The organism is Clostridioides sp. LIBA-2809, assembly GCF_056688965.1.
In genome coordinates this window covers 1,192,777-1,207,779 of record NZ_CP197004.1, presented here as the reverse complement: position 1 = coordinate 1,207,779, position 15,003 = coordinate 1,192,777, and the positions used below count along the sequence as shown (strand labels likewise).

14 protein-coding genes are annotated in these 15,003 nt (G+C 27.7%); 1 reads left to right on the top strand and 13 read right to left on the bottom strand.

Annotation, left to right across the window (positions count from 1 at the left end; translation table 11 throughout):
• Nucleotides 1-100 precede the first annotated feature (100 nt).
• The 11 genes from ACTG44_RS05810 to ACTG44_RS05760 all read right to left on the bottom strand — a co-directional run bounded on the left by ACTG44_RS05810 (nt 101) and on the right by ACTG44_RS05760 (nt 11,890).
• Nucleotides 101-1,480, bottom strand: a complete 1,380-nt coding sequence (locus ACTG44_RS05810) for a GHKL domain-containing protein (RefSeq protein WP_479921454.1) — start codon at nt 1,478-1,480, stop codon at nt 101-103.
• Entirely contained in the window at nt 1,474-2,187 is a 714-nt protein-coding gene (locus ACTG44_RS05805; RefSeq protein WP_021383919.1) for a LytR/AlgR family response regulator transcription factor, read from the bottom strand. Before ACTG44_RS05805 ends, ACTG44_RS05810 begins: the two co-directional genes overlap by 7 nt.
• Nucleotides 2,188-2,441: 254 nt before the next feature.
• Nucleotides 2,442-2,993, bottom strand: a complete 552-nt coding sequence (locus ACTG44_RS05800) for a DUF2812 domain-containing protein (protein ID WP_479921453.1) — start codon at nt 2,991-2,993, stop codon at nt 2,442-2,444.
• Between the two features lie 104 nt (nt 2,994-3,097).
• A complete protein-coding gene (zupT, locus tag ACTG44_RS05795) occupies nt 3,098-3,901 on the bottom strand; it encodes a zinc transporter ZupT (RefSeq protein ID WP_021383901.1) in 804 nt (267 codons plus the stop codon).
• A 150-nt stretch (nt 3,902-4,051) separates the two neighbouring features.
• Nucleotides 4,052-5,215: a M20 family metallopeptidase gene (locus tag ACTG44_RS05790; RefSeq protein ID WP_479921452.1), complete on the bottom strand. Its 1,164-nt coding sequence runs from the start codon at nt 5,213-5,215 to the stop codon at nt 4,052-4,054.
• 65 nt (nt 5,216-5,280) lie between these two features.
• Nucleotides 5,281-6,468 (bottom strand): membrane protein, encoded by a 1,188-nt coding sequence (locus ACTG44_RS05785; protein WP_021383912.1) that lies wholly within the window; start codon nt 6,466-6,468, stop codon nt 5,281-5,283.
• Between the two features lie 360 nt (nt 6,469-6,828).
• On the bottom strand, nt 6,829-8,529 hold the full coding sequence (locus ACTG44_RS05780; RefSeq protein WP_021383886.1) for an ABC transporter ATP-binding protein: 1,701 nt from the start codon (nt 8,527-8,529) through the stop codon (nt 6,829-6,831).
• A 239-nt stretch (nt 8,530-8,768) separates the two neighbouring features.
• On the bottom strand, nt 8,769-9,044 hold the full coding sequence (locus tag ACTG44_RS05775; protein WP_021383888.1) for a PTS sugar transporter subunit IIB: 276 nt from the start codon (nt 9,042-9,044) through the stop codon (nt 8,769-8,771).
• Between the two features lie 118 nt (nt 9,045-9,162).
• A complete protein-coding gene (mobB, locus tag ACTG44_RS05770) occupies nt 9,163-9,696 on the bottom strand; it encodes a molybdopterin-guanine dinucleotide biosynthesis protein B (RefSeq protein WP_021383818.1) in 534 nt (177 codons plus the stop codon).
• A 23-nt stretch (nt 9,697-9,719) separates the two neighbouring features.
• Nucleotides 9,720-10,901 (bottom strand): molybdopterin molybdotransferase MoeA, encoded by a 1,182-nt coding sequence (locus ACTG44_RS05765; protein ID WP_021383906.1) that lies wholly within the window; start codon nt 10,899-10,901, stop codon nt 9,720-9,722.
• Nucleotides 10,902-11,155: 254 nt separating this feature from the next.
• Nucleotides 11,156-11,890: a hypothetical protein gene (locus ACTG44_RS05760; RefSeq protein WP_021383823.1), complete on the bottom strand. Its 735-nt coding sequence runs from the start codon at nt 11,888-11,890 to the stop codon at nt 11,156-11,158.
• Between the two features lie 362 nt (nt 11,891-12,252).
• On the opposite strand from ACTG44_RS05760, the gene ACTG44_RS05755 reads away from it, so the two are divergent.
• On the top strand, nt 12,253-13,158 hold the full coding sequence (locus ACTG44_RS05755; protein ID WP_479921451.1) for a selenium metabolism-associated LysR family transcriptional regulator: 906 nt from the start codon (nt 12,253-12,255) through the stop codon (nt 13,156-13,158).
• Nucleotides 13,159-13,407: 249 nt separating this feature from the next.
• Here the strand turns inward: ACTG44_RS05755 and ACTG44_RS05750 are convergent, their stop codons facing one another.
• Both ACTG44_RS05750 and ACTG44_RS05745 read right to left on the bottom strand, forming a co-directional pair.
• Complete coding sequence (locus ACTG44_RS05750; RefSeq protein WP_021383812.1) at nt 13,408-14,250, bottom strand: PTS system mannose/fructose/sorbose family transporter subunit IID; 843 nt, start codon at nt 14,248-14,250, stop codon at nt 13,408-13,410.
• The gene (locus tag ACTG44_RS05745) at nt 14,234-14,992 is read right to left on the bottom strand and encodes a PTS mannose/fructose/sorbose/N-acetylgalactosamine transporter subunit IIC (RefSeq protein ID WP_021383858.1); all 759 of its coding nucleotides are present in this window, start codon (nt 14,990-14,992) and stop codon (nt 14,234-14,236) included. The genes ACTG44_RS05750 and ACTG44_RS05745 overlap by 17 nt, the downstream gene beginning before the upstream one ends.
• Nucleotides 14,993-15,003 lie beyond the last annotated feature (11 nt).

Sequence of the window (15,003 nt, the reverse complement as noted above, 5' to 3'; positions counted from 1 at the left end):
TTATACATTCCTTAATACACAAATAAGGATGTTATCTTTTTCTATCACAAAGATAACATCCTTATTTTTTTGTATCAATATATATGGACCAACTAGTAATCTAATCGACCCAACTGTCAGTATCTTGATTCAATGGTATATATATATTTAGTATAAATTTATCCTTATTATTTTCAAATAATAATTCTCCATTATATTTTTGTAAAGAGGATTTCATGCTCTGAATCCCTATTCCATGAATAAATTTATCCACTTTGTCTGTAAATAATATACTTTTATTGGAATTAATAGAATTCACCTTACTATTTTCACACTTAAATACAAAAAATGACTTCGTTATAGTTCCTTTAATCCTAATATATTTATCAACATTCTCATCTATAATTTTATCACATGCTTCTATTGCATTCTCTAAAGCATTAGAAAATATACTTGACACATCTATAGGTTTCACAAAATTTACATTTGAAAAATTTATACAGCAAGTAAATTTAATTCCCTTTTTTTCACATATTTCACTCTTTTCATTGATTATAATATCTAATATCATATTTCCTGTATTATAAATATATTTAAATGATTTAATTTCATCTTTTAAATTATGCACATATTCATCCATTTCTTTACTATTATTTTTAAGATTATCTATACAATAAATATGATTATTTATATCATGGTAAAGCTTCTTAACTTTCATATGAGATTGTTGAATAGCTAAATAATGTGCATATTGCATATCTAACTTATTTTTTATTAATTCATTTTGAGATTTTAATCTATTTTCTTTTATTATTTCCTTGAATACCAGAATAATAAGTATGCTACTAGCTCCTACTAACTTCGGATTTACAAAATTGTAAAAATAGTATCCTTCTGAATATAATGACCCAAACCGTTCTAATTTCTTTAATATATAATTTACAAATACATTCATTGTATTAACTAATAAAGCAAATAATAAGTATATATAATTTCTCTTATCCTGACTAATCAATTTTATATGCTTCCTAAAAAAACTAAATATCATGTATATAAGTATAATTATTAAATTTCTATATATATTAATTTTTATATAATCTAGATGAGATGCCAATAGATATTCTTTAGATGATATAACATTCCCTGTAATTACAAAAAATAGTATTCTATATATGACATCATTTAGACACTCATAATATACACTAAATATAAAAAATAAAATAGAATACTTAATATAATTCATCTTGTAAAAATAATTATAGTAACCTGCCCAAACGATAAATATTACAATAGGAAATAAGTAATTTATATTATTATAATACTTACCTTCATTAAATAATCTAGTTATTTGAACCAAAATATAAATAAGAAACAACAAGATACAAAATGCTATTTTTTCATTTTTTTTATTATCTTGTTTGTAAGTTAATACATCTTTCATTATAACAAATTTTGTAAATACAGATAAAATTAATAACATCTCAGTCATAAAATTTAGCATATTGTATCACCAAGAAATTTCAAAAACTTCTCCTTAACCTCTTTATATCTATATCTACTAATAGGAACTTCCTCCCCACTTTCCAGTATTGCAATATTATGCTTTATATTTTCAACATAACTTAAATTGACTATAAAGCTTTTATGACATCTTATAAATTTATATAGATTTAATTCTTTTTCTATTTTACTTAAGCTATATCTTATATCAAAGTTCTTATTTATTGTGTGTATTAGCATATCCTTTTTTTGAACTTCTATATACTTAATTTCATTTAGATATATCTTGTATGTATTGGACTTATTTTTTATTGTAATATAACTATCCCTATTTATTTCAATATCCTTGATACAAGTCAGCACATGCTTTTTTAATTCTTCTAACTCTATTGGCTTTAACAAGTATCTATAAGCTCTTACCTCATACCCCTCTTGTACATAGTCTATCAGAGACGTTATAAATATTATTTCCATTTCATTATCTACTTCTCTAATCTTCCTTGCAGTGTCCATTCCATTTAGTTTTTCCATCTTTATATCAAGAAATAATATATCTATGTCTTTCAAGTTGCTTTTAAGCAACTCTTCGCCAGATAAATACTTTTGTATTTCATATTCTATACTTATATTTTTTAATATATTCTCAATATAATCTACTATTAAAAGTTGAGTTTCTTTTTCATCTTCACAAACTGCTATATTAATCATAAAATTCCTCCTTGCACGATTTCCAATTACTACAGTTAAAATATTTGAATTAATTCATTCAGGCATAATTTTTTATATCTGATACTTTAGAATAACATTTTTAAATTATTTCTATCAATACTCAATTTTATACAACTGTTATTTTGATATATCATTTTCACAATGAAAATTATCCTTATTAAAAGATAGTATTTATGTATAAAAGAGGGTACCTTAAAATATTTTTAAAATCATTTCAAGGTACCCTCTTCTATTTATTTAAACTTTTTGAGCCTTAAATAATACATTAGTCTCTTATATAACTGTACTATATATAAAACTAATAACATAATCTGTAGTACAATAGCAGTTATAGATACTCCATAACCACTATATAAATTACTTACTTCAACAGATAATAAATATATAAAGATTACCACTAACAAAAAGAATATAAATATATTCATAAACAAAATTGATTTTACTTTATTTTGTTTATCAAAATCACCATATAGTTTAGGAGGCAAATCTTTATACTCTTTAGACCATACATACCATGAAGATGTCCCCATAAAACTGCCAATACTCCTAAATATAAGATTCCAACCTTTTGATTTATGTTCATCAAAATAATTATTCTCTGCATCATAGTAGTAATCAATAGCGTATTTTATTTTTCTTGGGCTTCCTTTGTGAAAATAAAATATTCCTCCAAATTTATTTATCTTATACAGATTATATCCATTCGCTTCCATATCTTCTAGCCATTTTTCTATCTTATCAGGTGAGCTATACCAGTCAAATTTAAACTTTATTTTCTTTTTCATAATACTCACTCTCCAAAATGATATTTTTAAATATCTTAAAAATCTATTTAAATAATTATATCATTTTGATATTAATTTTAAGTTACAATCAGATATCTAAAGGCTTATTTAAATAACAATAAGCTAATAGCCATAACACCCATACCTGCAATCAACCCATAAATAGATAAATGATGCTCACCATACTCTCTAGCTGATGGCAATAGCTCATCAAGTGATATAAATACCATGATTCCTCCTACAATTGCAAATACAATTCCAAGAGTTATATCATTTAAGAAATTTCTAAGAAGCACATATCCAATAATTGCTCCTAATGGTTCAGACATTCCCGATAAAAAAGAATAATAAAAAGCTTTCTTCTTATCTCCTGTAGCATAATAAACTGGTACAGATACAGATATACCCTCAGGTATATTGTGTATAGCAATCGCAATAGCTATCGGTATAGCTATTGTAACATCATCAAGAGCCGATATAAATGTAGCTAAACCTTCTGGAAAATTATGAATTGCTATAGCCATTGCTGTAAATACTCCTGTTCTCAAAAGAGATTTATTTCTATTGATATTTTGTTCTTCTATATTTTCCATTTTCTTTATCTCATGTGGATTTTCTTCTTGAGGAATTAACTTATCAATAATTGCAATAATAGCCATCCCTACAAAAAAAGCTATTACAGTTGACCAGCTTCCCATTTTTTCACCCATAGACTTTGTCAAAGCATCTTGTGCTTTAGGAAAAATTTCTATCATAGACACATAAATCATAACACCAGCAGAAAATCCTAAACTTATAGAAAGAAACTTAGTATTAGTTTTTTTAGCAAAAAATGCTATGCAACTTCCTATACCTGTAGACAAACCTGCCAATAATGTTATCAAAAATGCAAACACTACATTATTCAAATAAATCACCCTCTTTTTAATTGATATTGATTATCATTTTCTTTTATGTTATCATATATCTTTTATATAGTCAATCTTATAAGAATTATATGCATTAAAAAAGCAGAGATATAAACTTAGTCTCTGCTTTTTCTTTATAGTATATTAAATTTATTTATTTAAGAAATCTACTGCATATTGAACATATAAAGCAGTCCCAATTTCTAAGGCATCCTCGTCTATATTAAAACATCCATGATGATGAGGGTAACAAGCACCTTTTGATTCGTTTCTAGCTCCTACAAACGCTAGTGCACCAGGTGCAATATTCATAAATTCAGCCAAATCTTCTGCTCCTGTTACTTTTTCAAACATTGTTATACATTCTTCTCCAAATAACTTAATTGCTGCATCTGTTGCTATCTTTGAGCATTCTTTGTCATTTATAACTGCTGGTGTTAAATATCCATATTCTAATTCAGCTTCTGCTCTATATGCTCCTGCTGTAGATTTTGCTATACGTTCTAAAATTGAAGGAATTTGTTCTCTAAGTTTTGGATTAAATAGTCTTATTGTACCTTCTAATATAGCTTCACTTGCTATTACATTAAATCTAGTTCCTGAATTTAAAACTCCAACACTTACAACTAATGGCTCTAAAGGACTTACTTCTCTACTAACCATAGATTGTAAATTCATAACTATTGCTGAACTTGCAAGCACTGCATCAACACCCTGATGAGGAAGTGAGCCATGCCCACCTTTGCCCTTTACAGTGATTTTAAAGAAATCGGCAGAAGCCATTCTTGGTCCCTCTTCTACTGATATAGTTCCAGATTCTACATCTGTCCAAAGATGTATTCCAAATACACTATCTACACCTTCCATAGCACCATCTTTAATCATAGCTCTTGCACCTTTACCAACTTCTTCTCCTGGCTGAAAAAATAATTTTACAGTTCCATTAATACTATCTTTAATATCATTTAGTACTTTTGCTGCTCCTAAAAGCATTGATGTATGACCATCATGACCACAAGCATGCATAAGTCCTTCATTTTTTGATTTGTATTCTACATCGGTACATTCAACAACTTGTAGTGCATCCATATCACCCCTAAGTGCTACAGTCTTTCCTGGATTAGTTCCTTTTATAGTTGCAATTACACCTGTACCTCCAGCTGATACATATGGTACTCCAATTTTATCAAGCTCTTCTTTAACTCTTTTTGATGTTCTAACTTCTTCCATACTCTTCTCAGGATTTTCATGAAATTCCCTTCTAAGTTTAATCACATAATCTTTATAATTCTTTGTTATTTCTTTAATATCCATTCCAGACCTCCAAGTAGTACATATTCTTCTTATTTAAAATATTTTTTATTATTATCATTTAAATATTAGATTAGATTTACAAATATACCTGCTATTACTACAGAAGCTATTGTAACTGTAGTGAAACCTCCAACAAGCATCTTTGGAAGCATCTTATCCATTAAAAACTCTTTTTCTTCTGGTGTTTCAGCTAAAGCTTTTACTGCTTCTTCAGTTAATATATAGTTTGGTGGAAAACCATAAAGTGCTGTAAGAGAAACTGAAAAAGACATTTCTTTACTTTCACCTAAAAGCTTACCTACTATAATAGAGAATATTCCCATTCCTATTACACCAAATATTATGATTCCTACAAGAGGAACTGCCATTTCAGCAAGCATTGCTGGTGTAGCTTTTGCTAATCCTGCAAATATAAAAGCCATCAATGATGTCATTAACCATCCAAATGAACCAGATTTGTTAAGAGGTTTTCTATCAACTATTCCAAGTTCTGATGCTATTACACCAAATATCAAACATATAACATATCTAGATACAACTTCATGTGTAAGATTTGTAAATTGTACTGCTAACCATGCTACCAATCCTAATCTAAGTATTATCATATATGTTGTATCATACTTTTCAGGTAAATCTGGAATTATCTTAAATCTACTTTTTTGTTCAGGTAAATTCTCAGTTTTTTCTTCAACTTTACTTGTAGTTACTTTTCCACTTCTAAAATCTGATAAAAGTCTTTTTCCTTCTTTTTTAAGCATTAGTGCTGTAATAGGATAACCTGCAAATCCTTGTGCAACATACATCAAAATTGCAAGTACTGCCAAACTTGCAAGACCTTTTGCTGTAGCAGCATCTGCCATCATTATAGATGCAACTAGTCCCCCAGTAAGAGGAGGTGTAGCTATTACTGCTGTATCCCATCCAAATACTACTGTACCTAATGCTAAAGCCCCTACACATATACCTACTATTCCTGCCAAAGCTATTACGATTGTTTTCCATTGCCCTGCCAATTCTTTAATACTCATCATAGTTCCCATATGTGTTATTAATAAAAGCATTCCCAATTGGGCTAATGGTGTTCCTAAAGCGGCTAAGTCTACAATATTTTCTGGGAAAAAAGTCCAAAATCCTACTATAAATATAATTGCTGATACAAAAACTGATGGAACAAAAGCTTTAGTTTTCGCTGAAACTACATCACCTATCGTCAGTGATACTAAAACTAGACAAAAAGCTGTTATTGCCTCCATACAAAATCCCCCCTCATAATAAATATATTTGTATACAATGTATGTATAGTTATCCATTATTTTACTACTTTTGAAAAACATTTCAAGACAAAATTCGAATTTTTTCATAAAATTCCATAAATTCTATAAATTAAAGTTAGCTTTCTAAATTATTCTTTTTAAAAAAACGTTATCCTAGTTATTGGCTATTTATCACTATTCTTATAAATAGAATTAATTGTAATTTGCAAAAAATAAAACATAGAATACATTTTTTCATAAAACATCTCATTAATTAAAATGAATTTGATTTATGAATCTTAATATATTCTATGTTTATAAATTTAGTGTATATGTTAGTTATTGTATAAAATTTACATACTAGTTATTGTGTAATCTACTATATACTCCATTTTTGTTTACTAACTCTTCATGAGTACCTCTTTCTTCAATTCCTTTATCTGTCAATACTATGATTTCATCAGCATTTTTTATAGTAGTTAATCTATGTGCAACAACTAAATTTGTTCTATCTTTGCTTAGTTCTTCTAAGGATTCTTGAATTTCTCTCTCTGTTACATTGTCTAAGGCAGATGTAGCCTCATCCAATATTATTATTGGAGGATTCTTTAAAAAGATTCTTGAGATTGATATTCTTTGTTTTTGTCCACCTGATAATTTTACTCCTCTTTCACCTATATAAGTGTCATATCCGTCTGGTAAAGTCTCTACAAAATCATGTATCCTTGCCTTTTTGGCTGCTGATATCATTTCTTCATCTGTAGCATTAGGATTTCCACAAAGAATATTGTCTCTTATCGTTCCTGTAAATAAAAACACATCTTGTTGAACTATACCTATATTTTTTCTCAATGATTTTAAGCTGACATCTTTTATACTCTTTCCATCAATTTTTATATCACCCTTATCAAATTCATAAAACCTTGGCAATAGATTACATAGTGTAGTCTTTCCTCCTCCAGAAGGTCCAACTAATGCTATCGTCTTACCAGCTTTTATAGATAAACTTAAATTATTTAATACTTGAGTCTTATCTTCGTATGTAAAAGATATATTTTCTATCTCAATATTACCTTTTACATTTTCAAGCTCAACAGGATTTTTAGCTTCCTTTTGATGGTCTTGTTCCATTATTTCTATGAACCTTTTAAAACCTGTCATACCATTTTGATATTGCTCTGTAAAGTTTATCAATTTTTTCATAGGTTGTATAAACATTTTTACATATAATATATAGGCAGCAAAATCACCCAAAGTAATTTTTCCAAGATAAGTAAAGTAACCACCAGCTATAACAACTACCCACTCTAAAATATCCATGTATAAGTTCATGCCAGAATAGTATTCTGCCATTACTTTATAAGAATCTTGTCTTGCTCTTCTAAATAACTTATTACTTCTTACAAACTTATTTAATTCTTCTTTTTCAGTACAAAAAGACTTAGTTACTTTCATACCTGCTATACTATTTTCTAAGGTAGCATTCACATCACCTATAGTAACTCTACTCTTCATAAAAGCAACATTCATTTTATCTTTTTTAGTTATTGCAAACCAAATTATAAATGGTAATATGGCAAATATTATGAGAGTAAGAGGAATATTTATATCTATAAGTATAAAGAATGAACCCACCAACATTACTATAGAAATGAATAAATCTTCAGGCCCATGATGTGCAAGTTCTGTTATATCCATTAGGTCATTTACTATTCTAGACATAGTTACCCCAGATTTGTTATTATCAAAATACGTATTTGGAAGTCTCTGCAAATGTGTAAATACTTCATTTCTCATATCAGCTTGCATATCTACACCAATAACATGCCCCCAATACTGCATAAAATAGTTAAGACCTGCTTTTGCTATAAAGATAAGAATAAGTACCACTGCAAAAACTACTAACATTCTTAAATTTTTATTTGGAACAATGTCATCCATTATATTTCTAGTTATCATAGGATAAACTAAATCACATAAGGAAAATAAAAAAGCTGCTATAAGGTCTAGTGTAAAAATTTTCTTATACGGCTTATAATATTTTATAAATTGTTTTATCATAAGTATTAAACCCCTCCTTCATTGATACTTCTAAAAAATACCCATAAATTAGTATAACATAACAACAATTTTAAATCTTTTATAAACTTGCAATATAAATCAATATTTTTCATAAATTTGAATATTTATGTCATATATTATACATTTAAAACAATATAAAAGAGCCATATCTCTGTAAATAACTTATTACAAAGATATAACTCTATATTTAATGCTAAATATTTTTTATAGATACAAAACTACTTCAATGCATCCAATATTTTCTTATCTAAAGCAGCTGTATTTATACCTGTTATGTATGCTGTTGCTTTTATCGCAGGTATATCGTAAGTTGTTGGCAATATAGTAGTAGACACTATTAAATCAGCCCCCTCTTGTTTTGTTGCACATTCAGCAATTTTACATTGTATAACTTCTGCTTGTATGTTGTTTTCTTTAATTAATCTTTCTACCCTATCACAAACTACTGTTGATGTCGCAATTCCTGCCCCACATGCTACTAATATTTTTTTCATATTTTTTCCTCCTACGATTTCTTTGATATTTTATAATTCAAAATACGATTGATAAATTTCTCATATCTTTATTTATATAAATAATTATACCATTTTATATCAAAAGAGTATCTTAAAATTATTCTTTTAATATGTTTTTTATTTCAGTATCATTTATACTTAAAATCTCATTTTTTATACAATACTCTATGTAATTTGATATATTTTTATAGTCATTTAAATCAAATTGTTTAATATTCAAATCGTATTCTATATCACTAACAATACCTATTAAATCAGACTTATTTGATAAAATATCCTTATATTTATTCTTTCTAGTTATCTCCAACCTTTTGAACCTATAATTTTTATATCCTTCTATAATAATTAAATCCATATCTCTATATAACTGAATCATTTCATATAATGGATTCTTCTCTTTTAGTTCTTCAATATACGCTACTCTCTTATCTGATATTATACATACCTTTTTAGCACCAGATTTTCTATGTTTATAAGTATCTTTACCTTCTTCATCCATGTCAAAATCATGACATGTATGTTTAATCACTCCAACATTATACCCTTCTTTATTTAGTTCTTTTATTATACCTTCAATCAATGTAGTTTTACCTACTCCAGAATAGGAGACAATTGACAATATATTATACATAAAATTGACTTCCTCTCATAAAACTATCTAATAACAACATCTACTAACTGATTTTCTTTTATAGTTTCTTTCTTTTTTATCCTTATCATACAATTACTTCTCAGTGTTGCTGACAATCTAGCTTTAGCATCTTTCTTATCATTTAACTTTACATATAATTTACCTTCACTTGTGTATAATTTCCCACTTACAAATCTATCTTTATTTGAAAGTTTATTAAATTCTCCCTTAAATATGGCTTTTATATAATGCTCTCCTTTTTTATATGTCAAATACTCAATAACAGGAACTACCACATTATCAAATACCACAATTGCTGCATGTGGATTTCCAGAAAGCCCAAATAATAGTTTTTCTCCCAATGTAGCTACATAACAAGCCCCTCCAGGTTTAATGTTTATTTTCCAAAATAACTCCGTTGCACCTATCTTTCTAAATACATCTGGAATTAAATCTTTGTCCCCAACAGACACACCACCTGTTGTAATTAAAAAATCTACCTTTTGCAACATATTCTTTACTATTTTTTCTAACTCTAATATATCATCAGAGCAATTACATATTGTATCTGCTTGTATTCCAAGCTTTAGAAGTTTTGAATATAATGTATATCTATTACTATCATATATCTTACCATCCTCTAAAACCTCATTTATATCTTGTAGTTCTGTTCCTGTATTCAAAATCCCAACTTTTAAATCATCATACACAGTTACTGTAGATATTCCAAGACTTGCTAATACTCCTACTCCATCATATCCTATATCCTGATTTTTATTAATTATCAATTGTCCCTTTTTTATATCCTCACCCTTAAATATATAGTTATCGTATTCCTTTAACTTTACATTTAAAGTTATCATATCATCTATAACAGTTACATCTTCTTTTTTTATTACACAGTTTGCACCCTTTGGTATTTTACCACCAGTCATTATCTTCACTGCTTCATTTTTATTTAATACACTATCAAACACTTCTCCTGCATATAAAGTCCCTATAACCTTTAAACTTCTATTTTCAGAATTTGCATTATATGCATAACCATCGTACGGTGACCTATCAAATGGAGGGCTATCAATTGTTGAATATATATCTTCTGCAACCACCTTATTTACTGCGTCTATAAGATTTACTCTCTTCACCCTACTTATTGGTACAACATTTTCTTCAATAATTTTTATGGCATCTGCTAATTCTATCATTTTAAATACTCCCCAATATATTTTTTATTTAAAACATTTTAATGTAATATGCTATAGATTATAAAAATTAGAAATAACTTTATCTTATATTTAATTATAACTAATTGTCATCTATAAGTGCAGTTCAAATTTAATAAAGCTTATAAAATTATTACCAACTACAATGTGCTAAATTTTATAAATCTTATAAAAAAACTGTTTCCAGCTAGAAATTTACTTCTATCTTGAAACAGTCTTGTATGCTCTAGAATCCATTATTCTATTAAAGCTCCTTTTAATATTTTTACAATTTTATCACTTTCAGTAGTTTTTATAGATTTTATTTTGTTATCCTCAATACTTATTGTAAGCACTTCTTTTTTTAACAATTTATTATCTTCTTTTAATCTATAACTTTTCACTACTTTGCTACCTTCATGATCGTATGCTATTAAATCATAATTTACATCTCCCACAATTTCATTTATTCTAGCCTCTTCAACTCCAATATACTCCCCTAAGTCAATTTTTCTAAATTTTTCTATTGATACAGCCGATTTTTCATGGTCACTTTTTTCAATCATAATACTAGAATCAGCGTCAATAGTTATATTGCTCTGTGAAGAAAATGAATTTGTTTCAACATTGACTACTTTATTTTTATTAATATCAATGTATAAAGCACTTCCATCTAGCTCATTATTTCCAGTATACTTGGGGTAAACTAATGTCATATAACTTGATGTATTTATATCTTGCATTGTATCTGATTCTTTTAAATCTTTAGGTTTTATATAGTAAATTGTGTTATAAGGTATTCCCATATTCTTTATAACAAAATTATAGTCTTTACTCATAATTTCATTAACATCATTTTGAACTTTTGTCATAGTTTTTTGTTGTGTTGCTTTATTTGCTACTTGATTTTTCTCTTTAGTATTTTCTTTATGACATCCAACAAGTACAATACCTAAAATAGTTACACAAACTAATGACTTTTTTAACTTCATAAATCAATCCTCCTTTCTTAAATTTTATAATATTTATCTATATATCAATGTACGATTATCTCTTTTTTCAATAATTATATTTATTATATTATAAAATAATTATATAATATTTATTTGAATTTAATAAGATTAAGAAGCTATTTGTAATTTTTCTGTAATAAAACACATTTTAAAGTTGAATTTTGAAAATTCAATTTAAGATATTTTTAAGGTAAATATCCTTATAACATTATACCAAATTATTCCTAAACAATCAAAAACTCCATGAATATTTTAAGGTTTTCTATTTTAAAAATCACCTTTGACTATTAATTTATCAAATATGTTATAATAGTTTTAGATAATTTAAGGAGGATTAAATAATGGATTTTAAACAACTTGAAGTATTTGTTGCTGTTGCAAAACATCAAAGTTTTTCAAAAGCTGCAAGAGAACTTTTTTTAACTCAACCTACTGTAAGTGCACATATACAAAATTTAGAGAGAGAGTTAGAAACTGTACTTATAAATAGAAGCAACAAAGTGATTACACTTACAAAATCTGGTGAAATTCTTTATGAACATGCTATATATATATTAAACAACTGTAAACGTGCAATATATGATATAAAAGAATATTCAGGAAAAATAGAAGGTATGATAGATATTGCATGTAGCTCTATACCTGAAACCTATATTTTACCTGATTTTATGAAGAGTTTTTCCATGAGTTACCCAGACGTAAAATTTTCCATAAGCCATTATGATTCTCAATATGCTATATCAGAAATTTTAAATGAACGAATAAGCTTTGGATTAGTTGGTTCTAAGGTCAACAATCCTCAAATAGAATACCTAGACTTATTAGATGATGAGCTTGTTCTTATCACTCCTTCAGATTTTAAAATTGACAATAAAGATAATAAAATTGATATAGAAGAATTGGCTTACTTAAATTTTATTATGAGAAAAGAGGGCTCTGGTACTAGAAATTTAATATTAAATACACTTAGCAAAAATAACTTTCCTGTAAATAAATTAAATGTAATAGCTCATGTAGAATCAAATGAAGCTATTAAAGAAATGGTTAGATTGGGTCTTGGTGTGTCTTTTATATCTTATATCTCAGCTATTGATTATCTAAATGCAGGCAAGATTAAATGTTATAAAATAAAAAATGTTGACTTTACTAGAAAATTTTTCTTTATTTATTCCAAGAAGAAAACTTTTTCTCCACTAGAGGATAAATTCCTAAACAGATTGTGTGAGTACTTTGAAATCATAATATAATAATTATAATATAAGATACTTAATCCTAAATTATATAACTAATGAATAAACTAACTATAACTGTCACATACATAGTCATAAATTACTATGTAACAATTTTCTTTTTTAGTTAATTTAGTAAAAAAACCCTTGTTCAAATGAACTTGGGATTTTTTATATAAAAAGGGAGTTGCCTTATTTTTAGTGCAACATCCCCTTTGTAAATTTCATTTGTGGATAATATTTAAAAAAATATATCCTTAATTTTGATTATACTATTCCAATAGCAGCTAATACTATACAAATAATTATAACGGAAATTAATATCGTAGTTGTCTTGACCTTTTTTCCTAATAACCAATATATAATACCAAATATCATAGCTGGAAGCATACATGGCATTATTTGATCTAAGTAAGTTTGAATAGGCTCTGCCCACTCTCCACTACCTACATTAACACTAAGCTTTAACATTACATTAGAGGCAGTCATTCCTCCAATTACCATAAGCCCTAGCATTGACGCTGCTTCCATAACTTTTGAAACTATACTTGAACCACTTACATCTTTAAAAAATTGAGTCCCATACTTAAATCCTTTATCTAGACATATATAACGAATGATAAAATGAGGAATATTTATTATTAAAAGAAATAAAATTGGCCCCATTATATTTCCCTGAGAAGCTAAAGCTATACCAACTCCAGCTGCTATAAGTTTTAATGTACCCCAGAAAAATGAATCTCCTATCCCAGAAATGGGTCCCATTAAACTTGATTTAACAGCATTTATACTATTTGCATCAAATTCTTCATTCTTTGCATTTTCTTCTTCCATAGCTCCAGATATACCCGCCAAAAGAGTACTTATATGAGGAGTAACTGACATGAATTCAAGATGTCTTTTTAAAGCCTTAGATTTTTTTTCCTTATCATCTTTATATAATCTACGGATTATAGGTGCCATCATATATGCATATGCTATATTTTGCATACGCTCATAGTTCCAAGATGAATCTAGTGTTAAAGACCTTCTAAAACATTTCCAAAAGTCTTTCCTCGTTATTTTACTGTCTGGTGAAATTGTTTCCAATTTCTTAGAATTCGTTGTCATCTACTACTACCTCCTTCTCTCCTACAAAGTTAACATATATTAAAGCTATTGCTAATCCAAACAATGCAACACCTGTTACTGTTATATTTAGATAAGCGACCAATATAAATCCTAATAATAAAAATGCTACTGTCTTCTTATTAAGCATCATTCTAGCTAACATAGCAAAACCTATTGCTGGTATAACACCAGCTGCAACATCCATTCCATGAGTTACATATGATGGTATAAATGAAAGTATCTTTTCTATTACTGGAACACCTAATGAGAATCCTATACCTACTATTATTGCTAATATTAATTTATTTCCTATACCAAATAATAATTGCACACGCTCTACGCCTTCAATATTACCCTCTTCTGCATAACGGTCAGCAATATGAGCTCCCCATGTAAGTACTACTGTCATTAAGAAGTTGTCTATAAGCAATACTAATGTTGCTATAGGAACTGCAAGTACAACTGCCGCTGATACATCTTGCCCAGTTAATATTACAAATGCTGTAGCAATAATAGAACCAGAAACAAAATCAGGAGGATTACTTGCTCCAACTGGAAATGCACCCATAAATACTAGCTCTAATGTTGAGCCTATTACTATACCTGTCTGTAGATTACCTAGTGCTAAACCAACAAGTGGTGCAACAACTATAGGTCTATTATGCATTGTAGAACCTACAAAACAATGCATATATGCAAAGAATGCAATTAGAGTTATTAGAATAACTTGTGTAAATTCCATTTTCATCCCCC

What these genes read in the sequence shown, in the direction of transcription:
- ACTG44_RS05810 (WP_479921454.1), bottom strand. Translation starts at nt 1,480, where the DNA reads ATGCTAAATTTTATGACTGAGATGTTATTAATTTTATCTGTATTTACA.
- ACTG44_RS05805 (WP_021383919.1), bottom strand. Translation starts at nt 2,187, where the DNA reads ATGATTAATATAGCAGTTTGTGAAGATGAAAAAGAAACTCAACTTTTA.
- ACTG44_RS05800 (WP_479921453.1), bottom strand. Translation starts at nt 2,993, where the DNA reads ATGAAAAAGAAAATAAAGTTTAAATTTGACTGGTATAGCTCACCTGAT.
- ACTG44_RS05790 (WP_479921452.1), bottom strand. Translation starts at nt 5,215, where the DNA reads ATGGATATTAAAGAAATAACAAAGAATTATAAAGATTATGTGATTAAA.
- ACTG44_RS05785 (WP_021383912.1), bottom strand. Translation starts at nt 6,468, where the DNA reads ATGGAGGCAATAACAGCTTTTTGTCTAGTTTTAGTATCACTGACGATA.
- ACTG44_RS05780 (WP_021383886.1), bottom strand. Translation starts at nt 8,529, where the DNA reads ATGATAAAACAATTTATAAAATATTATAAGCCGTATAAGAAAATTTTT.
- ACTG44_RS05775 (WP_021383888.1), bottom strand. Translation starts at nt 9,044, where the DNA reads ATGAAAAAAATATTAGTAGCATGTGGGGCAGGAATTGCGACATCAACA.
- mobB (WP_021383818.1), bottom strand. Translation starts at nt 9,696, where the DNA reads ATGTATAATATATTGTCAATTGTCTCCTATTCTGGAGTAGGTAAAACT.
- ACTG44_RS05765 (WP_021383906.1), bottom strand. Translation starts at nt 10,901, where the DNA reads ATGATAGAATTAGCAGATGCCATAAAAATTATTGAAGAAAATGTTGTA.
- ACTG44_RS05760 (WP_021383823.1), bottom strand. Translation starts at nt 11,890, where the DNA reads ATGAAGTTAAAAAAGTCATTAGTTTGTGTAACTATTTTAGGTATTGTA.
- ACTG44_RS05755 (WP_479921451.1), top strand. Translation starts at nt 12,253, where the DNA reads ATGGATTTTAAACAACTTGAAGTATTTGTTGCTGTTGCAAAACATCAA.
- ACTG44_RS05750 (WP_021383812.1), bottom strand. Translation starts at nt 14,250, where the DNA reads ATGACAACGAATTCTAAGAAATTGGAAACAATTTCACCAGACAGTAAA.
- ACTG44_RS05745 (WP_021383858.1), bottom strand. Translation starts at nt 14,992, where the DNA reads ATGGAATTTACACAAGTTATTCTAATAACTCTAATTGCATTCTTTGCA.